20 protein-coding genes are annotated in these 24,931 nt (G+C 38.9%); 4 read left to right on the top strand and 16 right to left on the bottom strand.

What is annotated here, in order from left to right; all coding sequences use genetic code 11:
* Nucleotides 1-121: 121 nt before the first annotated feature.
* From treR to treP, 3 genes are all read right to left on the bottom strand, one after another.
* Nucleotides 122-835 (bottom strand): trehalose operon repressor, encoded by a 714-nt coding sequence (gene treR, locus V179_RS0100975; RefSeq protein ID WP_028389864.1) that lies wholly within the window; start codon nucleotides 833-835, stop codon nucleotides 122-124.
* Between the two features lie 141 nt (nucleotides 836-976).
* The gene (gene treC / locus V179_RS0100970; RefSeq protein WP_028389863.1) at nucleotides 977-2,653 is read right to left on the bottom strand and encodes an alpha,alpha-phosphotrehalase; all 1,677 of its coding nucleotides are present in this window, start codon (nucleotides 2,651-2,653) and stop codon (nucleotides 977-979) included.
* Between the two features lie 149 nt (nucleotides 2,654-2,802).
* A complete protein-coding gene (treP, locus tag V179_RS0100965; RefSeq protein ID WP_028389862.1) occupies nucleotides 2,803-4,245 on the bottom strand; it encodes a PTS system trehalose-specific EIIBC component in 1,443 nt (480 codons plus the stop codon).
* Between the two features lie 1,199 nt (nucleotides 4,246-5,444).
* Here treP and V179_RS0100960 point away from each other — a divergent pair.
* Nucleotides 5,445-5,996 (top strand): 3D domain-containing protein, encoded by a 552-nt coding sequence (locus tag V179_RS0100960; protein ID WP_028389861.1) that lies wholly within the window; start codon nucleotides 5,445-5,447, stop codon nucleotides 5,994-5,996.
* 274 nt (nucleotides 5,997-6,270) lie between these two features.
* Nucleotides 6,271-7,182, top strand: a complete 912-nt coding sequence (locus V179_RS0100955; RefSeq protein WP_028389860.1) for a ketopantoate reductase family protein — start codon at nucleotides 6,271-6,273, stop codon at nucleotides 7,180-7,182.
* A gap of 79 nt (nucleotides 7,183-7,261) precedes the next feature.
* Here the strand turns inward: V179_RS0100955 and V179_RS0100950 are convergent, their stop codons facing one another.
* The 4 genes from V179_RS0100950 to V179_RS0100935 form a co-directional block, all read right to left on the bottom strand.
* Nucleotides 7,262-8,245, bottom strand: coding sequence for a PfkB family carbohydrate kinase (locus V179_RS0100950; RefSeq protein ID WP_028389859.1), 984 nt, complete (start codon nucleotides 8,243-8,245; stop codon nucleotides 7,262-7,264).
* A 249-nt stretch (nucleotides 8,246-8,494) separates the two neighbouring features.
* Nucleotides 8,495-9,982, bottom strand: a complete 1,488-nt coding sequence (locus tag V179_RS0100945) for a sucrose-6-phosphate hydrolase (RefSeq protein ID WP_028389858.1) — start codon at nucleotides 9,980-9,982, stop codon at nucleotides 8,495-8,497.
* 64 nt (nucleotides 9,983-10,046) lie between these two features.
* The gene (locus V179_RS0100940) at nucleotides 10,047-11,483 is read right to left on the bottom strand and encodes a sucrose-specific PTS transporter subunit IIBC (protein WP_028389857.1); all 1,437 of its coding nucleotides are present in this window, start codon (nucleotides 11,481-11,483) and stop codon (nucleotides 10,047-10,049) included.
* Nucleotides 11,484-11,606: 123 nt separating this feature from the next.
* Complete coding sequence (locus tag V179_RS0100935) at nucleotides 11,607-12,593, bottom strand: LacI family DNA-binding transcriptional regulator (RefSeq protein ID WP_028389856.1); 987 nt, start codon at nucleotides 12,591-12,593, stop codon at nucleotides 11,607-11,609.
* Between the two features lie 335 nt (nucleotides 12,594-12,928).
* Between V179_RS0100935 and V179_RS0100930 the strand changes: the two genes are divergently transcribed.
* Nucleotides 12,929-14,347, top strand: coding sequence for an NAD-dependent succinate-semialdehyde dehydrogenase (locus V179_RS0100930; protein ID WP_028389855.1), 1,419 nt, complete (start codon nucleotides 12,929-12,931; stop codon nucleotides 14,345-14,347).
* A 127-nt stretch (nucleotides 14,348-14,474) separates the two neighbouring features.
* Here V179_RS0100930 and V179_RS0100925 read toward each other — a convergent pair whose 3' ends face one another.
* The 4 genes from V179_RS0100925 to V179_RS0100910 form a co-directional block, all read right to left on the bottom strand.
* Nucleotides 14,475-15,404 (bottom strand): SDR family NAD(P)-dependent oxidoreductase, encoded by a 930-nt coding sequence (locus V179_RS0100925; RefSeq protein WP_028389854.1) that lies wholly within the window; start codon nucleotides 15,402-15,404, stop codon nucleotides 14,475-14,477.
* 42 nt (nucleotides 15,405-15,446) lie between these two features.
* Nucleotides 15,447-16,022 carry a TetR/AcrR family transcriptional regulator gene (locus tag V179_RS0100920; protein ID WP_028389853.1) on the bottom strand — a complete coding sequence of 192 codons (576 nt, stop codon included), beginning with the start codon at nucleotides 16,020-16,022 and terminating at the stop codon, nucleotides 15,447-15,449.
* 607 nt (nucleotides 16,023-16,629) lie between these two features.
* Nucleotides 16,630-16,992, bottom strand: coding sequence for a P-II family nitrogen regulator (locus V179_RS0100915; protein WP_028389852.1), 363 nt, complete (start codon nucleotides 16,990-16,992; stop codon nucleotides 16,630-16,632).
* 13 nt (nucleotides 16,993-17,005) lie between these two features.
* The gene (locus V179_RS0100910; protein WP_028389851.1) at nucleotides 17,006-18,220 is read right to left on the bottom strand and encodes an ammonium transporter; all 1,215 of its coding nucleotides are present in this window, start codon (nucleotides 18,218-18,220) and stop codon (nucleotides 17,006-17,008) included.
* A 239-nt stretch (nucleotides 18,221-18,459) separates the two neighbouring features.
* Here V179_RS0100910 and V179_RS32130 point away from each other — a divergent pair, with 239 nt between their 5' ends.
* Nucleotides 18,460-19,860 carry a TerD family protein gene (locus tag V179_RS32130; protein WP_028389850.1) on the top strand — a complete coding sequence of 467 codons (1,401 nt, stop codon included), beginning with the start codon at nucleotides 18,460-18,462 and terminating at the stop codon, nucleotides 19,858-19,860.
* Between the two features lie 150 nt (nucleotides 19,861-20,010).
* Here V179_RS32130 and V179_RS26790 read toward each other — a convergent pair whose 3' ends face one another.
* The 5 genes from V179_RS26790 to V179_RS0100880 all read right to left on the bottom strand — a co-directional run bounded on the left by V179_RS26790 (nucleotide 20,011) and on the right by V179_RS0100880 (nucleotide 24,823).
* A complete protein-coding gene (locus V179_RS26790; protein ID WP_051404782.1) occupies nucleotides 20,011-20,250 on the bottom strand; it encodes a helix-turn-helix domain-containing protein in 240 nt (79 codons plus the stop codon).
* 83 nt (nucleotides 20,251-20,333) lie between these two features.
* A complete protein-coding gene (locus V179_RS0100895; protein ID WP_028389849.1) occupies nucleotides 20,334-21,149 on the bottom strand; it encodes an HAD hydrolase family protein in 816 nt (271 codons plus the stop codon).
* On the bottom strand, nucleotides 21,146-22,267 hold the full coding sequence (locus V179_RS0100890) for a cysteine protease StiP family protein (protein ID WP_235178914.1): 1,122 nt from the start codon (nucleotides 22,265-22,267) through the stop codon (nucleotides 21,146-21,148). The genes V179_RS0100895 and V179_RS0100890 overlap by 4 nt, the downstream gene beginning before the upstream one ends.
* 2 nt (nucleotides 22,268-22,269) lie before the next feature.
* The gene (locus tag V179_RS0100885; RefSeq protein WP_028389847.1) at nucleotides 22,270-23,682 is read right to left on the bottom strand and encodes a phosphoribosyltransferase family protein; all 1,413 of its coding nucleotides are present in this window, start codon (nucleotides 23,680-23,682) and stop codon (nucleotides 22,270-22,272) included.
* Entirely contained in the window at nucleotides 23,627-24,823 is a 1,197-nt protein-coding gene (locus tag V179_RS0100880; protein WP_028389846.1) for an HpcH/HpaI aldolase/citrate lyase family protein, read from the bottom strand. The genes V179_RS0100885 and V179_RS0100880 overlap by 56 nt, the downstream gene beginning before the upstream one ends.
* Nucleotides 24,824-24,931: the final 108 nt, after the last annotated feature.

Raw genomic sequence — 24,931 nt, 5'->3', positions numbered from 1 at the left:
AAACACTACATACTGATTTAAAGTGCGAAGTCAGACCCTTATGAGACACCCTCGTGTTTAAGTATAAGATTTACTGATTATATCTCTGAAGTAAGGTTGTTGCTAACCATACATCTTTTCCTTATTTCCTTCTCGCAAAATCGACAAATCGAAATTTATCTGGTCGATGGCGTGATTCAGTATATTGAAACATACTAGCATCATCCAAGTATACATAGTTTTTAACGACTACAATATTATGAAAACCTTCCAAGTCTAAATAGCGGCGATCTTCCATGGACGGTTCTTCAATCGTGATTTCCTTTTTTGCAAAAGAAATGGTGAGTCCTAACTCTCCTTCAAGATACTCGTATATAGAGTCTTGGCAAATTTCTTTCGTAAGTGATGGGACATATCTTTCAATGAGTAAGTCCTTATCTAAGATAATTCGCTCACCATCTATTTCTCTAACACGGCTGATTTTCCAGACTAACTCATCTTTCCCAAGCTTCATTTTGTCGTTATAGTCATAACTTGGTTTGATTTTTTCAAGCTCTTCGACATAGGTTTTTGCACGTTGACCCATTTTTTTCGAAAGTTCTTTAAAGCTGACGAGTCCTGAAATCGGAAAATCAAACTTGGTCACATCGAGAACGATCGAACCTTTTCCCTGTACTTTATGAATGTAGCCGTCTTCAGAAAGCATTTTTAATGCTTTTCGGATGGTTTCTCTTGATGCGGAGTATGAATCAGCTAACTCATTTTCAGAAGGTAGCAATGCCCCCCCTTCAATTCGACCATCTCTAATTTGACTAGCTATATCTTCATAAATTTTCATAAATTTATTATATTTCATCTCTTATCACCATTCTCATTTGATGCCGCTTTAACAAACTGTAATGCTCCGTTCCCCTGAATTACGAGAAAAAGAGATAGGCTTTACATCAGTAACTAATTCAAATATGTTCTAGATAGACAGCTCTACCATTGAATCTTATCATTTCTTTTTCAAATGATAAACAAAAGATTCGTAAGGTCCAATTTCCATATTCACAGCCAGTTCAGGAGCATCCACATTCGAAAGCAAAATCTCATTTTGATAATCACTCAATTGTACCGAAGAGATTGATAGCTCGGCCGCTTCTCCATAAAAATTATTGATCACAAGTAATCGTTCATTTTCTAACACTCGTTCGTATACAAAAAGTTTAGGATGATTTTCCTCTAGTAAACGGTATTCCCCATCCGTAATAATCGGGTATTGTTTACGCAGCGCAATTAGTTTTTGATAATGGTAGAAAATTGAATCCTGATCCTCCATCGCCTTTTCTGCATTAATATCAGAATAATTATCAGCGACAGGTATCCAAGGTGTTCCTGTTGTAAAACCTGCTTGAAGTTGATTGTTCCATTGTACAGGTGTCCGTGAATTATCACGTGATTTTTCTTGAAAGATCGTAAGGATCTCTTCTTCTGTCCGTCCTGCCTCTTTCATGATTCGATAATGATTAAGGGTTTCAACATCACGATATTGCTCAATATGATTAAACTTCGGATTCGTCATACCAAACTCTTCACCTTGATAAATATATGGGGTACCTTGCATCATATGAATCGTTGTTGCAAGCATTTTCGCCGATTGGTTGTGATACTTCCCATCATCGCCATAACGGGAAACGATTCGGGGTTGATCATGATTGCACCAAAACAATGCATTCCAACCTCCCCCGCGCTGCATTTCAGTTTGCCAGGTTGAGAGGATTTTTTTCAATGCAAAAAAGTCAAAATCATCAATTGCCCACTTCTCACCATTCGGATAATCAACTTTTAAATGATGGAAATTAAAGGTCATACTTAACTCTTTACGGTCGGGATTGGAATAATGGATACAGTCTTCAATTGAAGTCGAGGACATTTCACCGACTGTCATACTATCATAACGAGACAATACTTCGAGATTCATTTCCTGTAAAAACTCATGAACCCGAGGTCCATCTGTATAAAATTTCCGACCATCCCCCGGAAGAATGGAGCCGTCATCATCTGTAAAACTTTGATCTTTTGAAATCAAATTAATGACATCAAGTCGGAAACCGTCAATTCCTTTTTCAAACCAAAAATTCATCATTCGATAAACATCTCGACGAAGCTTTGGATTTTCCCAGTTTAAATCTGCTTGTGTCTCATCGAAGAGATGGAGAAAGTATTGGTTCGTTTTTTCATCATACTTCCAAGCCGGTCCACCGAATTTGGACAACCAATTATTGGGCTCACCGTTCTCTTTCGGGTCTTTCCAAATATAATAATCACGATATGGACTATCAAGCGATGCGGCGGCTTCCTTAAACCACTTATGCTCGGTAGACGTATGGTTGACAACAAGATCCATGATTACTTTAATGTCTAGATCATGCGCTTTAGCTAGAAGCTCCTGAAAATCCTCCATCGTTCCGTATTCTTCGTGAATAGAGTAATAATCGCTAATATCATAGCCATTATCACGCTGTGGAGATTGATAAATAGGTGTCAGCCAAATCACATCAATACCAAGCTTTTTAAGGTAATCAAGTTTCTCAATAATTCCTTGAATATCGCCAACTCCACTACCGGTCGTATCATTAAAACTCTTCGGATATATTTGATAAACAGTAGACTTTCTCCACCATTCATTCATCTTGAACACCGCCATTTCTAGGTTAGTCATTATTTCTTTAAACACTAAAAAGATTGTCTCAGAAAGGGTCTGGCCTCACACTCTGTACACAGTTATTGTGTTTTTCGAGCTGGGGGCTGACCCTTATCTAGGACATTCTTATTTTGTTTTTATGCTTTTATGGAACGAGATTTTTTAAAAGATATTTTTCCGGTATTTGTTTTAGCAAAAATGATCGTTAATACAAAAGGAATGACAATTGCAACAACCATTGCTATAGCAAATACTGGCATAAATTTAGCTTGAATCGAAAGAATTCCAGGAATTCCGCCAACCCCGATCGAGTTAGCCATGACATTGCTGCCTACTGAAATAACCCCAGCAACTAAAGAACCGATCATCGCCGCTAAAAACGGAAAACCATATTTCAAGTTAATTCCAAACATCGCTGGTTCCGTTACGCCTAAATAACAGGAAATAGCAGCTGGAATAGATACTTGCTTTTCTTCTTCATCTTTTCGATTAATATAAATCATCGCAAGTACAGCTGATCCTTGCGCAATATTAGATAATGCAATCATCGGCCAAAGGTTTGTTCCGCCGAGTTCACTCATAAGTTGCAGATCGATTGCATTCGTCATATGATGTAAGCCTGTAATAACGAGTGGTGCATAGACAAATCCAAATACAGCAGCAAACAACCAGCCAAACGCTGAAGTTAAACCAGAATAAACAATTTCAGATACAAAAGAGCCGATTTTCCAGCCAATTGGACCAAGAACGATATGAGCTAATAAAACAGTTGGTACTAATGATAAGAATGGGACGACAATCATGGAAATTGCATTTGGAACTACTTTACGTAATTTCAATTCTAAGAATGAAAAAACTAGACCTGCTAAAATAGCTGGAATAACTTGCGCTTGATATCCGATCATCTCGATTTGCGCAAAGCCAAAGTCCCAAAATGGAATTTCTGAAGCCTCTGCCACGCCATATGCATTTAGTAGCTGTGGTGAAACTAACGTTATCCCTAGTACGATACCAAGAATTTGTGAAGCTCCCATTTTTCTTGCAACAGCCCACGTAATACCGACCGGTAAGAAATGAAATATCGCTTCACCAATCAACCAAAGAAAAGCGTGTACCCCCGACCAAAACTGCGATACCTCAACTAACGTTTTGGTCCCCCCTTCTAATAAGTCAATATCCCCAATCACATTTCGAAAGCCAAGAATTAACCCTCCCACAACAAGGGCTGGAATTAATGGAGTAAAAATATCTGCAAGATGCGAAATCAATCTTTGCAAAACATTCATATTTTGCTTGGCAGCGACTTTTGCTTCTTCTTTCGATGTATCACTGACACCTGCCATTTTGATAAATTCATTATAAAATGATGAAACCTCATTGCCGATAATGACTTGAAATTGACCTCCCTGAGTAAATGTTCCTTTTACAAGCTTAATCTCCTCAATCTGATCAATATCTGCTTTTTCCGGATCATTTAACACAAATCTCATTCTTGTCGAGCAATGTGTTACAACAGAAATGTTATCACTACCTCCTATATGGTCCAGAAGTTCTTGTGCTGGATCTTTATATTTGCTCAATTTTTTCTCCCCCTAACATTCTAATATAAACCCACTTATTCTCTCTAACTTGTATATACATATTTTGATTACGCTTTCATCTTAACTTGTATATACATCTTTGTCAACATTTTTAAAACCGTTTTCATTTACTGAAAAATTCGTAGCAAAATTAAAAAAGTAAGATATGATAAAAAGCACTTTGCCATTAGGGATTAAGATTATCACGCGGGAATGATGGGTTTTCAAGCCAGATTTGAAATTTGCGCGCAAGAAAAAGGGTTTTCGAGCTAGAATCGGAATTTGCGTGCCAGAATATGAGGTTTTCGAGCCAGAATCGGAATTTGCGTGCCAGAATAAGGGGGGTTCGAGCTAGAATCGGAATTTGCGTGCCAGTATAAGAGGGTTTCGAGCCAGAATCGATATTTGCGTGCCAGAATAAGAGGGTTTCGAGCCAGAATCGGAATTTGCGTGCCAGAATAAGGGGGTTTCGAGCCAGAATCGAAATTTGCGTGCCAGAATATGAGGGTTTCGAGCCAGAATCGGAATTTGCGTGCCAGAATATGAGGTTTTCGTGCCAGAATCGATATTTGCGTGCCAGAATAAGAGGGTTTCGAGCAAGATTTGAAATTTGCGTGCCAGAATAAGGGTTTTCGTGCCAGAATCGAAATTTGCGTGCCAGAATATGAGGTTTTCGAGCCAGAATCGGAATTTGCGTGCCAGAATAAGAGGGTTTCGTGCCAGAATCGAAATTTGCGTGCCAGAATATGAGGTTTTCGAGCCAGTTTTAAGATTTGTGAGCCAAAATGGACACTATTTGAGCCGGAATTGACAACCAGGAATCAAAACAAGTTTTACTATATTGGAAGGTACATTATTTAGACTGCTATTGATAGAGGTAAGTTAAACAAATCTTGGGATATCTTATTTATTTCTATCAAAGTATAATAATTATTCTAATTTGCGAGTTTATTTATCAGAATTTTTAGTTTATTTTCACAAAAACTTTAATTATTTCCCTCTAAACTCTTATTAATTCGGAAAGATACCTGCTTTATCGCCCTTTTTCTACCTAAATCCATTTCAAAATAACCTGTAATATTACACGGACGCTAAATTTGTCTCCATTTTGTAACATAATTACTATTAGAATGAAATGTAGTTGTCATACTCTCCTGTTATTCTAAATCTATTAAATTATGACAAAGGAGACTATCATTTTGAAAAAATATCTAGTCTATCTAACAGCTACGTTTTTTCTAGTATTTGGGTTTTCCGGCGTTGCATCGGCGAATACATATGAAGTCAAAAAAGGCGATTCACTCTATAGCATAGCTAAAAAACATAAAGTAACAGTTCAGCAAATAACGACTTGGAATAAACTAAAAAGCACTACGATCAAACCAAAACAAGTTTTAAAAGTATCAGCGGTTCAAACACAAGCAAAAAATACTCAAGTAAAAGCAGCCACACAAACAGCCTATAAAACCATTACCATTAAAGCGACTGCCTATAGTGCAGATTGCAAAGGCTGCAGCGGAATTACATCAACTGGATTGAATTTGAAGAAAAACCCATCACTTAAAGTGATTTCCGTTGACCCTAAAATCATTCCACTTGGTACAAAGGTATATGTCGATGGATACGGATACGCCATCGCAGCAGATAAAGGCAGCGCCATTAAAGGGAAAAAAATCGACGTATTTATGCCATCCAAAAAACATGCACTCAATTGGGGTGTAAAAACTGTAAATGTACGTATTTATAATTAATGGAAAGAGGATGACTATACAGGCATCCTCTTTTTTGTATGATGAACATAGGGATGAGGCTTCGTGACAGCCGTTCTACTTTGCTGATGAGGGTGTCTGTTGCTATAGGATTGATCCTTCATAGTAAATGGCGGCGCTTCAACACCATATTCGTTTTGTATATTTGAAAATTAGCTTTTTTTAACAATTTAACACTTTAATAATCTAATAAGTGATAAGATGAAGAAGCTTGGAGCGTTTCAAGCTTGAAATATTAAAAGCGGGGTGCTTATCTTTGAATATCGTAATTATTGGTGCAGGCGCAATAGGAGCTTATTATGGTGCAAGGTGGCAAGAAGCAGGTCAGCATGTACAGTTTCTCGTTCGTGAAAACCGAGCCAGGCTTTTAAATGAAAACGGTTTATATATTACTAGTTCACACGGAAATTATGTGTTTAATGACCTTCATTTTACAGATAACCTGGCTGGTTTGACAGATCCCGACCTCGTTGTCCTTGCTGTTAAAGGCTATCATTTACAAGGAACCATTCCTGCCCTTAAAGCGTTAGTCGATAGGGGCGCTAAGGTAATCCCTCTATTAAACGGACTTGAACATATTGCCATTCTTCAGAAAGAATTGGGTGAAGAAGCTGTAATCGGCGGTAGTGCGTATATTATTACAACACTGGATGAAAAAGGGCATGTTGTCCATACGAGCAGCAGCCATGATTTTTTATTTGGGCCTCTCCATCCCTCTCAGCAAAATATTTGTAGAGAACTTGAAAAAATTTCTGACAATGCCATTATGAATGCACGCTACTCTAAAGACATTATGCTAGAATTATGGAAAAAATATATATTTATTACCGCCTTCTCAGGGGTAACGACAGCAACCAATTTTTCAATTGGAACGATACGGAAATATCCAGATACATTCGAACTGCTACACCAAGTACTTTTAGAAATGAAAGGGCTCGCTAATTTAAACGGAGTAGCTATTACTGAGGAACACGTCGCTCAATTCATGAAACAATTCGAGAGACTTCCAGAGGATTCCACCTCATCCATGCATCAAGATCGTCGAAAAGAGAATACTCTAGAAGTTGAACACCTACAAGGCGGGGCACTCCGGCTTGCGGAAAAAGCGGGAATCCAATTACCCGTAATCGAGCAACTGTATCGGCAAATTAAACCGTTCGAGAATTAATCAACCATTATATACAAGAAGAACGAGGTGCATTAGTTCGAAACATGCACTCCGTTCTTCTTGGTATCTACTCGAATTATTAATCTCTTATTCTTCCTTTAGTCACAAGTTTAATGATTTGTTCTTTTGTAGGCAATGAACCTATGGCTCCTTTTCCCATCGTCGTAAGTGCACCGCAGGCATTTGAATATGTAAGAAGCTTTTCATGATGCTTTCTAGAGAATTCTTCAAGCTGGGATGGATTTATTCCATTTTCTAACAAAAGATGTAGGAATGCTCCTATAAAAGCATCACCTGCTCCAGTCGTATCTTGAACCTTTACAGAATACCCCTTTGATGTATAAGAAAAGTCCCTGCCATAAAGAGTAGCACCCATGGCACCTTTCGTATAGATGACCACTTTCACACGGCCGGTAAAAAGTGAAGAAATAGCTGCTTTTTCATCTTCAAACCCGGTAATGAACAATAATTCTTCATCAGATATTTTGATAATATCAGCCTTGGGGATAAATTCTAGAATAGCTTCTCTGCAAGCTTCTGGACGATCCCATAATGGTAGCCTGACATTCGGATCAAAGCTGATTAGACTTCCTTTTATCTGTGCCTGTTTGATGGCTTTTTTATGAGCATTTTTCATTGGACTTTCTACTAAATCAACAGAGCAAAAATGTAAAATATCTCCTTCAGAGAACCAATCTTCTTCAATTTCATTTTCTGAGAATAATAAATCAGCGGAAGGATTACGATAAAAAGAAAAGTCTCTCTCGCCATCTTCACGTAACGAGACAAATGCTAATGCAGTATGTGCTTCTTTTGTTGTTAGTAATTTGTCTGTTTTAACACCTGCTTCTTCCAACTGATTCCTCAAAAAATCACCAAAGGCATCCTCACCCACTTTACTAATCATATGGGCAACACCGCCAAGCTTCGCTACAGTTGCAGCAACATTAGCAGGAGCACCTCCAGGAGCACGTTCAAATGAAACTACATCCTTTAACCCCAACCCTTTTTGAAGTGGAATGAAATCAATTAATACTTCACCTATTGAATAAAGTGATCCCATTATAACGCCCTCTCTTTCTCCTTATAAAGTGAAACTTCAATCAGTGGGGGGTTCTTCATTCCGACTGATTGTTAGTCCCGTTCTACTGTCGCTAAATCTTCGATAAAGCGACAGTACGAACCCGATTAGTTCAACTAAACCTCTGCTCTCGCATCGGTAAGTTTCACTGTATCTCACCAATCGGGCTTTTACGGGCAGTCATCCCCTACCTACGCTTCTTCGATTCCTCTAAGCCTTGAGGTGGGGGTTTTACTGCCCGTTAAAGCGCGAAATCGCCCATTTTTCCACAGTCATATCCATACTTCCATGATTGGCAAAGAATCGGATGTCTTGACCATCTTCTTCTGGGAAAATCCGAGCTGTAAAGACTTCCTCACCGTCATTGATAAATATTTCTACGGAAGAAACATCAACGAAAAGATGCACAGTTAGTAATTCAGATTCCAATGAACAAGCTCGTATTGTTCCGTAATCTATTCCAACGCTCTCTCCAGAAAGGCTTCTATCTAAGATTAGCCTTTTACGCTTCGCTTCGTACTTCAAAACTGTTTTCTTTGTATTATTTGCGCGAAATTCAATGCCACATTCTACAGCATCAAGATTCTCTATCTTTATTTTCATTTCAAAAGTAGTTCCAGTCAACCCCAGAAAGGTTTTGCTTTCATTCTCAATGCACGCCTGAATCTCTACCTTTTGTTTTCTCAATGCTTCAAGTTCTTTAACCGGCGTTTGAATCAGTTTTCCATTTTGAATCGACAATTCTCTAGGAATCGTCAGACAATGCGCCCAGCCATTTTTATCAGTCGGATAATCAATTTCCGGTAATCCCATCCAACCAATGAGAATTCTTCGGCCATTTGGATCGACCATCGTTTGCGGGGCATAGAAATCAAATCCCCGATCAAGCTCTTTAAATGCTCCATGATGAAACTCCCGACTCAGCAAATTCAATGTTTCACCAATCAGATATCCTGACTGATATATATTTTGGAATTCGTCACCCTTTTCTTCAATTCCTTGTGGGGAGAAGATGAGTACACCAGAATTATCTAGCTCAAAATAATCTGGACACTCCCACATATAACCGAAGTTTGGCAGATTTGTTTTCAGCTCCCCTTCAAGCCTCCAAGTTTTCATATCCGGGCTGCTATACAGAAGGACGGTCCCAGTCAAATCTTCCCGTTGCGCGCCGATAATTGCCCAAAAACCTCCATCTTCCTTCCATACCCTTGGATCACGAAAATGCTCCGTATATCCATTAGGCGGTTCTGGAATTACTGGATCTTGCCACTTTGAAATTTCCCCATTTTGGTTCATCACGGCGATGCACTGCGAAGGATACCGTCGCCAGTTTTCATCACGTTTGTTACCTGTATACATCAGATAAAGCTTGCCATCCTGCTCTAATGCACTCCCAGAGTATGCACCATGAGAATCAAAATCCAGATCCGGACGTATCCCAGGTCCTTCATCAATCCAAGTAATAAGGTCAATAGATTTCATATGATACCAATACTTCACCCCATGAACAGGACCTAGAGGAAACCATTGGTAAAAGACATGATAATATCCGTCAAAATATGCCAAGCCATTTGGATCATTCATTAACCCCATTGGAGGTTGAATGTGGAATGTCTGTCTAAATGGGCAAGCATGAACTGTTTCTAATAGACTAGCTATCTCTTCTGGTGCTGCTTCCTCTAGTCGGCGATAGCGTTGTTCTCTCGTCCACATAATTGTTCTCTCCTTTTTATGAAATAGTGAGAAAACCATGATAGCTCTCCTTATTCCCAGTTTTGTATTACGATGTAGTCCCCCCATTTTTCTTTGCATCACGTTTGCCTAGTATAATTGTTATCGCAAAGGCAACCGCAAAAGTAATGGCCATTCCAATAATATAGAAGGTAATCGTTCCAGGCTTAATCGAAATAATCCCGGGAAGACCAGCTGCTCCTAACGCAATCGCCTTTACTTTAAACAACGCTATAAAGGCAGATCCTACTGCCGCACCAACGATTGCTCCAAAAAAGGGATATCTCAATTTCAAGTTCACCCCGAACATTGCCGGTTCTGTAATTCCTAGTAAAGCCGAAATACCTGCCGCAGATGCAACTCCTTTTAGCTTTGCATTCGTCGTTAGTAGCAATACCGCCAATGTAGCAGCTCCTTGTGCCACATTAGACATGGCAGCAATCGGGAAAATAAACGAGCCGCCTGTTTTAGCGATATCAGCGAGTAACTGTGTTTCAACCGCGATAAAACTGTGATGCATACCAGTAATAACAATTGGGGCGTATAATAGACCGAATAACCCTCCACCAATAAAGCCTGCAGAATCATATAACCATACAAGTCCATCCGTCACTGCATTACCAGCACTTCTTGTTAATGGTCCAACTAAGATAAAGGTAAGAATTCCTGTAATAAAAATCGAGAGCAATGGTGTGACCAAATTATCAACTACCGACGGAACTCGTCTTCTTAGAAACGTTTCAATTTTAGCCAAGATAAAAGATGAAACGAGTACAGGCAATACTGTTCCTTGGTAACCAACCTTCTCAATCTCAAATCCGAATATTTTCCAAATCGGCACTTCACCATTTGCTACAGCGTTCGCATAACCATAACCATTCAGTAAATCTGGATGAACCATTAACATTCCTAAAGTTGCACCTAAATACGGATTTCCCCCAAACCGTTTCGTCGCAGAGAAGCCGATTAATATAGGTAAAAAGACGAAAGCAGCATTTGCAAATGTATTAATAAGTGCAGCAAGGTCCGCCATGTTTGGATATGCTTCGATTAATGATTTTCCTTCAATAAAGAAATCAGGAGCTGTTAATAAATTATTCAACCCCATTAACAAGCCCCCAGCTACGATTGCCGGAATAATAGGTACAAAAATATCTGAAAGCATTTTCACAAATCGTTGTATAGGGTTCATTTTCTTCGATCCCGCACTGCTTACTTCACTAGTTGACATATCAGAAAGCTCTGTTATTTTAGCGAAATCTTTGTAAACTTCATTGACAATTCCAGGACCTAAAATAATCTGATATTGACCACCAGTTGAGAATGTTCCTTTAACAATCTCCATTTCATCTAGCTGCTTTTGATCAATTTGACTTTCATCGTTCACGACTAATCTTAACCTTGTCGCACAATGGGCTGCCGCCGCTACGTTATCTTTTCCACCAAGTGCTTCTAAAATATCCTTTGCGGTACTTTTATAATCCATATTTATCATCACCTTTGCGCGAATTGTGGAACCGGTTCCTAAAATCTTTAAAAAAAATACAAGTATTTAGAACTGGTTCCAAAGAATATCTTTTTTGGAACCGGTTCCGAATAAAGTATAAGTTTAATTATTTTTTTTGTCAACGCTTTCTCTTTTGAGTATTTCATATTTTGAGAATGTCATTTGGTCAATTTCTTCTTTGTTCACCATTTTTACAATACTTTTTGCAGCAAAGTTACCCGCTTCTTTATAGAAAAACTTAACTGTTGTAATGCTAGGATGGATCAAATCCGTTACTTCATACCCCCCAAAGCCAGTAATAGATAGATCTTTTGGAACTTGCAACCCACTCATATAGACAGCTTTTAAAGCGCCAAGGGCAATATTATCAGTCGCACAAACAATAATACTTGGCTTGTACTGCTCAATAATTTCAAGCGTTTTATGGATCGCATCTTCACTCTTAAAGCTTGTCTCAAAATACTTCACTTCAGTATCTACCTGATCCGCTACAGCAGACATAAATCCTTCTCTACGTTTGACCCCTACTGCTATATCTTCCTTTGTAACTCCTAAATATGCGATTCTAGTATGCCTTTGTGCAAGAACGTACTCTCCTAATGAATGAGCAGCTTGATAATCATTATGAATCAAGCTATGAAATTCTTCATTTTCTTGGCCAACTAATAAAATCGGCACCTTTATTTCATTCAATGCTTTAATATGTTTCTCTGTTACCATAGTTGCCAACAAAATAATGCCTGCCACTTTCTGCTGTGCCAATATATAAATATTTTCAATTTCACGCTCTAAACTCTGACTCGTGTTCGAAATAATTAGCTGATATTCCAAATCTCTAAGCTGCTCATCAATGCCAATCAAAGTTTGTGAAGTAGCATACGAATCTAAACGGGGTACTATCGTCCCAATGATATTCGTCTTCTTCGCTTTCAAGCTTTGGGCAAATTTATTGGGCGAATATCCCGTTTCTTGAACGACTTTTTCAATTTTTCTTATCGTTTCTTCACTCACAGATCCTCCGTTTAAATACCGTGAAACTGTACTCTTAGCCACACCCGCCATTTTTGCAATATCAGCAATCGTTACCATTTACCCAACTCCATTTTATACAAATCTTACATTATTATAGCAAATGTCGAATGAAGGATGCACCAATAACTCGAATGATCACATCACCCTATCCTTTTATTAGTATCTTATGCAAAAGGATAACTCATACTGATGTCGAATTATCTATCTACAAAGGTCATTAGATATGAATTCTTAATAAAGATTAAATGATAGAAAGTACACCTTCTCTTTCACCCAAGTAAATCTGAAATTACTGAAGTATTTGTTTCATCAAGCAAGAAACTTAACCATAGACATATTGTTATATATACTTATGAAGAACGATATTTACTTTCGGAATGGAGGTTGTACGTATGAAACATTATGGAATATTTGTGAACGGAGAATGGTCAGATTATGGATTAGCTAAAATTGAAGTAAGGAATCCAGCGACGAATGAAGTAATTGCCACTGTTCCTAATGGAGGCGCAGATGAAGCAAAGAAAGCAACAGATGCAGCATACGACGCCTTTAAAGGATGGGCTGGGCTATCGGTTTATGATAGGTCTGAATTGATCTGGAAATGGCATCGTTTAATCGAAGAAAAAAAAGAAGAACTTGGAAACATCATGACGATGGAACAAGGCAAGCCACTGAAAGAAGCGATTGGAGAAATCTCCTATGCAAATGGTTTTTTATCTTGGTACGCAGAAGAAGGGAAACGAGTGTACGGGGAAACCATCCCGGCAACTCAAGCTAATAAGCGATTATTCGTTTCCAAACAGCCAGTTGGTGTCGTTGCAGTCATCACTCCTTGGAACTTCCCTGCAGCTATGATTACCAGAAAGGTTGCACCAGCACTTGCAGTTGGCTGTACAGTTGTCATTAAACCATCAGAATTAACACCTCTCACCGCTATTAAATTAGTTGAACTAGCTGAGCAAGCTGGAATTCCAAAAGGCGTCATTAATGTTGTAACAGGAGATGCTAAGGCAATTGGAAGTGCCTGGATTGAGGATAATCGGGTTCGTAAGCTGACCTTTACTGGATCAACAAAAGTTGGCAAACTCTTAATGAAAGGCGCAGCTGATACAGTCAAGAAAATCTCCCTTGAACTCGGTGGACATGCTCCAGTTATCGTTGTTGCGGATGCTGATTTGGACAAGGCTGTAGCAGGTGTCTTGAACTCTAAATTCCGAAACGCAGGGCAAACTTGCGTCTGTGCAAACAGAGTCTATGTACATGAATCCATTTATGAAGCTTTTATTGAAAAATTAGTCGCAAAAGTTGGAACTCTTAAAGTTGGTAACGGGCTCGAAGAAGGCACGGATATTGGACCACTTATTAATCAAAGTGCGGTTGATAAAGTATTGGCCCATATTGAAAATGCCATCAGTCAAGGTGCCAAATTAGAATCAGGCGGAATGGTACAAAATGGACTTTTCCTAGAGCCAACCGTTTTAAGTAATATCGATGATTCTATGCTTTGTATGCAAGAAGAAACATTTGGACCGCTTGCACCGATTGCTTCCTTCAAAACTGATGAAGAAGCTATTAAGCGAGCGAACCAATCTATATATGGGCTGGCAGCTTACGTTTTCACCGAAAACATTAGCAGAGGTATTCGAATTACTGAAGCTCTCGAATTTGGCATCGTCGGCTTGAATGACGGGCTGCCGTCAACTCCTCAAGCTCCATTTGGCGGTTTCAAACAAAGTGGATTAGGTCGCGAAGGCGGACATCATGGAATTGAAGAATATTTAGAAGTGAAGTATATTTCGTTAGGGTTATAAGAGATTGGCTCAAGCTAAATTGGTCATAGCTTGAGCTTTGAGCTTTTATTCTAGGGTTTGAGCTAGAACACTTAACATTTTCTATTTTTAAAATTTATCACTAGACGCCAAAGTATCTCGATTTATTTTATTGAGCAATACTTTCTAATGTTTTTTGAAACCCTTCTTTATATGGCGTCATCGGAATCAGCCCTATTTCTCTCTCATATTTTCCGCCGTCTAATACGACCGGATCTTCATTTAAATAAAACATCTCAACCATTTCCCTCATACCAGGATCAAACACTCCGAGTAGTCGAATCATATTTTTAGAAACGGTGGAAACCTTTTTCTCATACCCCGTCAACTCTCTTACAAGTTCAATGATCTCTTTCCCAGTAATCGTACTCGTGCCCGGAATATTCCAATGCCCTCCTTCAAAGCGGTCTTGCATTGCCAATTCACAAATAGCTTTCGCGCCATCCGGTGTATAAATAAATTCTCGAGGCAACATCTGATTGCCGACAAATCGAGCCTTTTTCCCATTAGCTATTGCTTGAAACGTATAATCTAATAACGTGTTTTCGGCATGAGGGCCATAAAAATCTGGAAAATGTGCAATCAACATTGGCACACCAGATTCCTTTACCATCGAATTTAATTCTAGACGAATTTTCCCTTTTTTCGTATGAGGCGACATTCTAGTCGTTTCCGTCACCAAAGTACCAGGGTTTCTTCCGTACGCATATATGTTATCGACAATTGCGAGCTTAGCGCCAGACTTTTGGACCGCATCAAGAATATTTCCCATAAGAATAGGCTGCTGTCCCTCCCACTGCTCATATGGGATATTAATTGAATGAAAAACAACGTCTGCATTTTTCACAGCTCGATTTACTTGTTCCTTGTTAAAAACATCACCTTGAACAAGTCTTACCTTTTGATCTTTGAACAATTTATTTAACTTCTCAATGTTTCTGGCAAAAGCCGTAACTTCCACTCCCCGTACTAACAATTCATATACAATTGCATTACCCATGCCCCCTGTTGCTCCCAATACTAACGCCTTCATACTCATCCCCCTTTTAATTAACCATTGGTCAATTAAATATTAAAAAAATTAGGGCTGCACAATTGCCCGTAAAATGACATCTACATGTGTTTCAGCCATGATTTCCACCTCAGAATAAGATTGCCTATTCCTTAAATAGACCGAAACAAATCCATGAAGTGATAGAAAAACAGACCATGTCTCTTTAATCGGTATGGTCCTATTACTCAATTGATGAAGTGCTTCTGAAAATTGCCGATAGCTTTCACTTGGTTCCTGCTGCAAAAAGCTTTGCACCTCTTCATCTCTCGTTAAAAACATAATTTCATAATGATTAGGATGATCGAGACCAAATTTAATAAACCTTAGAAGTAAATCTCGTATTTTTTGATCGTTATCGGCTTCGCTATTCATCACTTTCACAATCTCGTGATTCAGCGAGGAAAAGTCTAAAGATACAAGACTGTAGAAGATTTCCGCTTTATTTTTAAAATGATAATAAAGAGCCCCATGTGAATATCCGATGCTTTGTGCAATTTTTCTCATCGAAACATGCTGAAACCCCTGCTCTGCAAATAATTCCCTCGCTGTGTCCATAATCATTTCTTTCGTTAATTCATTATCCACTGATTTTCTTGGTGACATAGTTTTCTCCTTTAATTGACCACTGGTTAATTAAAAGTTTATCTAACTCATAATTGATTGTCAATATATTCTAAAAAAAGGCTATGCGACAATTAGACGTTTGACCCAATCCACATTTTTTTGGATTTTACGAGTTGAATTTGAGAATTCCCCTCATTTATGCGAACCACGACTACGCTCTGAAAGGAAAACTCGAATTTGATTAGTAATTTTAAATTGCTATCGATATAAATTTCAGATTTCGAAAATAAAATTGAAAAAACACAAATAAACCGATCAAAAAAACATCCCTATCTATGGATAAGGATGAATAACTAGTTTGACTTAATTATTCTCGGATATTTGGCATACTTACTTTAAATGAAACAAAAAGTCTTCTAAAATTTTTTCAAAGTTAACTAAGAACGGTCAGCAGGTTGATAAACACTTTTCAAAATAAGGGTATTAATGATTTTCCTGTTTCTTGCATTGATGCTTTTAAAAAGCCTTCAAGGTATTCCTTCCTATCTATGCGTTACATCTCATCCGATCTGCTGAATACGTTTCATAGTATGTTTCATCCTGGTTGAACGAAGGGTTAACCTAAATGAAGTTCCCTTTACTGGTTTTATTGCTCATTTTTCAGTGCAGCACGACCTTCTTCACCAGTGCGGATTTTAATTACATTAGCCAGTTCATAGATAAAAATTTTTCCATCTCCCGGTTTACCTGTATTGAAGTATTTTCTTGCAAGATCGATTACTTGCTGTACTGGTACCTCACAGACAACGATTTCAATTTTGATTCGGTCATGGAGGCTGATTTCACGGGTCACACCACGATAGGTTTCCTTATAGCCTTTTTGCAACCCGGTTCCTTTTACTTCTGCGACCGTAATCCCACTGACTCCGATTTTGGCTAACTCCTGTTTGAACACGTCGAATTTCTCTGGTCTTGTGACGATTTCTATCTTCGTTAACACCTCTTCCATAATAAAGCCCCCTTTAAATGGATTCGTGATATGCCTTTTCTCCGTGTAAAGTTATATCAAGTCCGAGCGATTCATCCTCTTCATTCACGCGTAACGGTACTAGGTAACTAATCACTTTTGCAATGATAAATGTAAGAACCGCTACGAAAATATAGGTTGCGACAATCGCAACAAGCTGTTTCCAAAATAAATCGAAGCCCCCATATAGTAATCCGTTCGCCCCTCCTGGATTAACAGAGGTTGTAGCGAATAATCCGGTTGCAATACCACCCCATGTTCCACCTACTCCATGAAGACCAAACGCGTCAAGTGCATCATCGTAGCCAAGCTTTCCTTTCAAATAAGAAACACCCCAGAAACAGACAGCTCCACCAATCAATCCAATAATTATCGCGGCAGGCACAGTAACGAAACCACAGGCAGGTGTAATCGCAACTAATCCGGAGATAGCTCCAGATAATGCACCTAGCATCGTAGGTTTTCTACTACACATATACTCAATGATTAGCCAGCCAAGTATGCCTGCTGCTGCTGCAACTGCCGTGTTTACAAAAACGACCATGGCTACTTCATTAATCATCAACGCGCTTCCAACGTTAAACCCATACCAACCGAACCATATTAATGTCGCACCTAAGAATGTTAACGGAAGATTATGCGGTGTATTTTCACCTGACAATTTACGTTTCCCGAGCATAATCGCTAACACTAGACCTGTCACACCAGAAGAAACATGAACCACATTACCACCTGCAAAATCCAATGTTCCAAGTTGAGCTAACCAGCCACCGCCCCATACCCAGTGAGCTAGTGGAGCGTATACGAATAACGACCATATAATTGTGAACAGTAAGAATGCAGAAAATTTCATACGCTCAGCGACCCCTCCAGCAATGATTGAAACCGTTAAAACAGCGAATGTCATTTGGAACAACATGAACAAACTGTGTGGAATCGTATCACTGTAAGGTCCCGGCTCAAATCCTACCCCATTCAAACCAATCCAATCTAAGCCTCCGAAGAAAGCATTTCCCTCTGAAAAAGATATCGAGTATCCGATCGTAACCCATAAGATTGAAATGACAGCTAACGGCATATAACTATGCATCGCAGTGTTCAAGACGTTTTTGCTTTTTACCATTCCTCCGTAAAAAAGTGCAATCCCTGGAGTCATAATCCAAACAAGCATAGTTGCCACAAACATAAAGACTGAGTCTGCTAATTCCATTTTTTCCTCCCCTTTCAAATAATGTTAGATTATCTAACATATCATGTTATATTTGATATCATATTAAATACCCTTCTAAAAATCAACTGAATTTTATAAAAATTTAAAATTAATGTTAGAAAATCTAACATTAAAGAACTTTAACGTATCAGGTTACGAATACATTACACCCTTTCCCTTTTGTGGTACGATAATAGTAATATTTTCAAACTGATTAACATTTAAGGAGCGTGTAATTGATGGGTGTAACTCTAAGTAAAGGTCAAAAGGTTGACTTAACAAAAACCCATCCAGGTCTGCAGCACGTTGTTGTAGGACTAGGATGGGATGTCGGCAATTTCGGAGCTAGCTATGATTTAGATGCATCAGCCTTTTTAACTGGTGCAAATGGAAAAGTTGCAAGTGATGCAGATTTTGTATTCTACAATAACCCTTCTGGGGGAAATGGATCCATTCTGTATAGCGGAGATAACCGGACAGGATCAGGTCATCAAGATGATGAACAAATTCAAATTGATTTAAACCTTGTACCGCAGGCGATTCATCGGATCGCATTTACAATCACAATCCACGATGCCCATATTAAGCAGCAAAATTTCGGACAAGTTTCCAATGCCTATGTAAGGATTTTTAACACACAGACATTCGAGGAATTAATCAGGTTTGAGCTTGGAAGAGACTTTACAGTCGAAACTGCCATCGTTGCAGCAGAATTATATCGTCATAACGGGGAATGGAAATTCAATGCCATTGCAAGCGGCTTCCAAGGCGGGTTATCAGCTTTATGTAGAAACTTCGGCGTAAATGTAGATGATGCTCCAACACCTACTCCAATTGTTCAACAACCTTATCAACAACAACCGATCCCGCCATCACCACAATATCAACAACAAGGGTTTGGTAATACGAATACATATGGGAATCAACCTCCATACCAACAACAACAAACCTACCAACCTCCTATGCAAAATCAAGCCCAAAGAGGTGGGGCCAACCAGCAATACGGCGGCGAGGAGCTGCAATGTCCACGTTGCTATTCAAACAATGTCAGAACTGGTCAAAAGGGATTTGGACTTGGTAAAGCAGCAGTTGGTGGATTAATCCTCGGACCAATTGGCTTATTGGGAGGATTTATCGGAAAAAACCAATTGAAACTTACTTGTAACAGCTGCGGCAATTCATGGTCTCCAAATCAAACTGACTATTCCGAATGGGCCGTACAACAAAAGCGGAAAGCACAGGATTTATTCGCTCGATATAAAAGTCAGGATGTACTAGACGCCATCGTTGCCGGATGTGCTCTTGTTTCAATGGCAGACGGACACCTAGATCCAGCCGAGCGCCAGCAAATGATTGATTTCGTCAACCAAAGCGAGGAATTACGAGTCTTCGATACAAACAAAGTGATTGCACAATTCAATAACTTTACTCAAAGAATCGAACGTGACATGATTGTCGGTCGTGCCGAAGCCTTCAAAGCACTAGGACGTGTCCGTACAAAACCGGAAATTGCTCGTCTAATCGCAAGATACAGCATAGCGATCGGTTATGCTGACGGTAACTTTGACGCAAATGAGCAGCGAATTGTCAGTGAAATTTGCCGAGAACTAGGTCTTGATCCAGCCGAATTCCTTTCTTAACAGACCCTGATAAGGAACTAGGCTGATTAAGTGAGACACCAAAAAGTGGATGCCCCATAAAAAAGGTCAGACCAACCAACAACTACACACACCTTAAACTGTGTAGAAGTGCTTTAGTCTGACCTTTTTAGGACATCCACTCATTTTCTTCTAATATTTAGATTTCCAACTTTCGAAACTTGCTTGAGTTTTCTTTTCACCAAATACTGCATACATTCCTTCACGAGTGACCACCCATGATGTTCCGAACTTACGAATAGTTCCATTTGGAAAATCATGTATTCTCCTTCTTAATGTTGATGAGTCGATACCCCATTCTTTGCAAGCTTCACTTGAGCTTAATATGTTTCGACTATCTAGATTAGGTTGTTTTTTAAATAGATTGATCATTTGAAAACACCTTCTTGATTGGCATTTTATCCAGGTTTAACGAGCAGCAACCCTCTTTAATAAAATAAGGGGAGTAAAAGCAACTATAGACGTTCTTCATAAATACGCAAGACTTGATTTAATATATCCTCAGCTGCGAGGATTCCTTTTTGATCTGTTCGGTGAATCGTTTTGTTCACTACAGAATTTCCCATTTCACTCAGTTCTCCATGAATGGGGGAGATTGCATAGTCCGCAACTTCGAGCATCGACAGATCAAGCAATGAATCCCCAGCCGCAGCCACAAATTCTCGATTGCTTTTTTCTTTAATATAAGCGACTGCATCCCATTTATTCACCGCTTTGGGTACAAAATAAAGCTTGCGGCCTTGCAGAGACATTTTCCAGCCTTGCTGATCGATCATTTCTTTGAAATGCATTAATTCATCCAACGGAGCCATTTCACGCTCGATCAAACAATAATGAAACAACTCATCTGCCGTATGCTGAGAGTTAACCCAATTATTGTTAGCTAACTCACTGAAATGTTTAAGCATCTCTTCTCCACTCAACGCCTCATTTTCTAACTTTACTTTAATTTTTCTTTGCCACTCTTCATCGATTTTACCGTTCACTAGAATATTTCCACCATTACTAGTTACAGCAAGAGGCGGCACAATTTCGTCTTGGAACAGATTAATATATCGAAACTGCTCTACGGTCCTTGTGGTAACCGGAAGAAACATCATCTTATCAGCAACTTTTTTTAATATTTCAATAGCATGCAAGGTCATATAAGAGATCTCTCGTTCGCCGCGCTTCTCAACAACGCGCATCGCCGGTTTAGGACGATCTTCTCTAAGCCTCATTGATCGAATAGAGTAAATTAACGTTTGATCTAAATCACTTGCAAAAATCATAATTTCTCCTTCATCGACTTAATTAGTCCGCAACACGTATATGACATTTCTTGATACTCTTCAATCGGAACACCACGATCTTCAGCGAGCAGAATAATATGTTTTAATCGCTTATCATTTCGATTTTTTACAAGAATCTTCCATGGAACTCTTCGCAATAAAACACGAGTTGTTTCCCCAACACCAGGTTTTATATGATTCATATCGTCGATTGAAAAGTCAATTTGGATCTTTTTCACACAAGCTAAACCTGACCAATTTGGTGCTGTGTGCTGCGAGCGAATTTGTTCAAGATGCGTTTGAATATTCCGCTCAACTGCCGGAAACTCTTTAACGATTGTTGCAATAAATTCATTTGATACATCTTCTTCTTCAAGGTGACGATAATATTTTGCACCATGAAAATCTTGTTCAGAAATATATGCTTTATTATGAACTGTTCGGCTGACAAGACCTGACACAGTTGAATTTAGGCAAGCACTCGGTATTAAGTAATCCTCTCTTGTCCCGTAAATATCAGAACAATAACCTGGATCCGCTAAAACAGCAAGACTATCGTCAAGATCGTAGCCATATTGATCATTCATTTTTTGACAGGCTTTTGTTAATTCACGACTAATCGCTCCTTTACCCGTCCACCCATCAATAAATTGAATATGACGATCTGGATGATTCTGTTTGATATAGTGAATCGCCTGCTCATCTATTCCTTTGCCACGGATAATAGAAACACTATAATGAGGAACATCCAAGTTATGAGCCAATAACAAATAACGTTTAATTAAGATGCCAATCGGAGTACCCGCTCTCGCTAACGAAACAAGAATCAAATTCTTTCCTTTCTTCAAAAGAATCTCTTGTGCGACAACCCCTATTGCTACCGCCACTTTTTCCGCATATTCTTGCAATGCTTTTTGATACACTGCCATGTATTCAGATGTTGGCTTGTATTCAATCGGCAACATCTCAGAGTAATGAACACCAGATTGAATCGCTTCTTCTCGGTCCTCCGTTCCCTTCTCTTGCATAACTCCACTTAGATCTTTTAACAAAAATGTCACATCTTCAGGTGGATAACTGCCCATTGGCACTATCGTAAAGTTTTGTTTAATAGGCATAGCTATCTCCTTTCTGCATTAGAATTCACTGTGACAACAAAGAGCCTCTGGGCACCAACTTGTTTGATTTTTTCTACTAACGATTCCAGGCGAACCTCTTCTACTTCGCGCTCAAGAAATAGATAGATATCCCAGTAGCTTTTGTAAGGGATATTGTAAAAATAATTTGTAATCGCCATATCATCCGGGTTCGCAAAATCAAACCCACTGGTCACAGCATACCCTGCTTTATCAATACGATGAATCGGACTTCTTGTGGTTGATTGATAGTAGACATCATCGCCCATATATGAAGCGATTTTCATTGGCAGATACATAAATTCAGTTGTTCCTAGACAGAGCACCTTTCCTCCAGAGCGAGTTTGCTTAAGCCCAGTTCCTACACGATAAGCATAATCATCAATACTCAGACGATCACTTGACGAAATTCCGTTAAAACGCCCTGTCATTCCAGAATATGGAACTTCATTCACATATCCTTCACTACTAATAGATGCATACGCAACATCATCAATCCGTTTACAATTCTCATATTCTGATAGATTGATAGCATGGATTTCTGTTTCAACCGCAGCACCAGACTGGGCATATTCATAGTAGCCTTCGGTATCAACAGGCTCGCCGTTCACCTTGATTCTACCTGCCAATAATGTCGCAGTTTGAATACGGATTCCAAGCTTTTCTTCTAGTTTCGCATACGCTTCTTTATTAGCTTCTGAGCGCCAATCTAAAAGAGATAGGACGATATACTCTCTTCGAGGATATACGGCATGAATGGATTCAATAATATTTAACGCTGTTTTCCCCGTCGTAATTTCATCATCAACAAGAACGATCGGACCGTCTTTTTGCAATAATGCTTTATTTCCATAGCACGCTTGCTCAGTCGCATGAGAGTGTTCTTCTTCAAATTCTATGCTCGACTGTAACCCAACAATCCGTTCTCTTGTAGTATGGAGATAATGGGCATTATTAAATAAATCAAACACACTATGTCCAAGTGCTGTCGCAGTCTCAGCAAAACCGATAAAAAGGGTTTCTTCAGGTAAATCAAAAGGATTCTCCATAAGAGAATGGTAGACTTCTTCTTTTCTACTTCCTGAGATCAACGCTTCTATCACGGATTTTCTACCCTCTATTGAATGGTTATGCACCGTTTCTAAATAACGCATCGCTAATAATGCACCACTTAACAAAGATGTAACCGGGTTTACTGGAATATGTTTTCCAAGAATTTTACTAACAAACAGAAACCCACGTTTCTTATTCTTGCGGGCTGCCATTTCGAATAAAAAGTCTAAAGGCAGGTTATAAGGATTTTCTGTCACTTCTACTGATACGACTAAAGAATCTAATATATTAAATACAGATCTGTTCTTGCTCTGTGAGTAAGTCAATGTATGAGCATTGTTCATGATACACCCCGTATATTTTCGCTTTACTAACGATTTTTATTGCCCAATTATAATGAGGCTTCATTTCATTCATTTTATTAGAAAATTGACTTTTCAGTACACCTGATTCTCCACCTATTCCCTCTAATATACTAATGGCGTCCATATATTCTTCGTAGGAAACAACAGAAAACGCATGAACAGGCTTTATATGAGTTGGATGAATAACCGTTTTCCCTGTAAGTCCATTGTTTTTGTCCAACAAAACTTCCTGAATTAAGCCGTCCAAATATTCATTTAAGAATTCTTTACGAAGCGATAAGCCTTCTTTACCTAGACTGTTCATAAAAGGAGTTTGACGAAGCTGCGGCTTAAGCACTCGCTCTTCTCGATAAAAATACTCCCATACAGGACCCGACACTACATACTCCTTTTCACTTCGACCAAATACATTTACGATATCTGCAATACAATCTCTGACGACTGAAATATCATAAATCGTAGAATCACTACTTCTTCTTATGCCATATAATCCACAAAAGTCAGTTGCTCCCATCCGTACATTTAAAATGCAATCAAAATGCTCATCTAACAGTTGCTTTATGCTTAACAATGAAGATATTCTCGATTCCTTATATATCACTTCAGCCGATTCAAGAATTGGCATGCCGTATAAGCGAATGCCATATTGATCATTTAAATCACGAAGAGCCGCAATATAACCCTGCCCATTTTCAGCTGTGAATTTCGGAAAAACAAAGCCAGCTAGTACATGTATGGAGCTACCTAGATGCTCTGCGACATACCTCATTTGTTTTTCACTTCTCACTCGAATAAAAATGATAGGAAGTTCATCTATCATAATGGCTCCCGATTCAAGCTGCATATGAAGCTGCTGAAGCTGAGCAATGACATTCAATTCTGCCTGATATACTTCATTATCACTAACAGCATCTTCAAGACAAAGGACCATGGATACTAAACCATCATGCTTCTGATTCACTATATCAGCGCAAATACTCAGACGAGTGCCTGGCATATACAAGCAAGCTCCAAGCGATAGTGCCAACAATTCTTTTTCACTGTCTTTAGAAAATTCTATCGGCATCCGATAAAAGATTTTCTCCTCACGATCCTTTGTTAGATAATTAAAATGCTTCAAACTGCTACCTCCAATCACGAAAAACTATCACCTGTCCAAATTGGCTACTAGCCAATTTGGACATATAAGTCTAGTAACCCTTTATCGATTTCCCAAAAAGTGCATAAG

Source organism: Bacillus cihuensis (assembly GCF_000504145.1).
Taxonomy (GTDB): Bacteria; Bacillota; Bacilli; order Bacillales; family DSM-1321; genus Peribacillus; species Peribacillus huizhouensis.
This window is presented reverse-complemented; position numbering and strand designations above follow the sequence as displayed.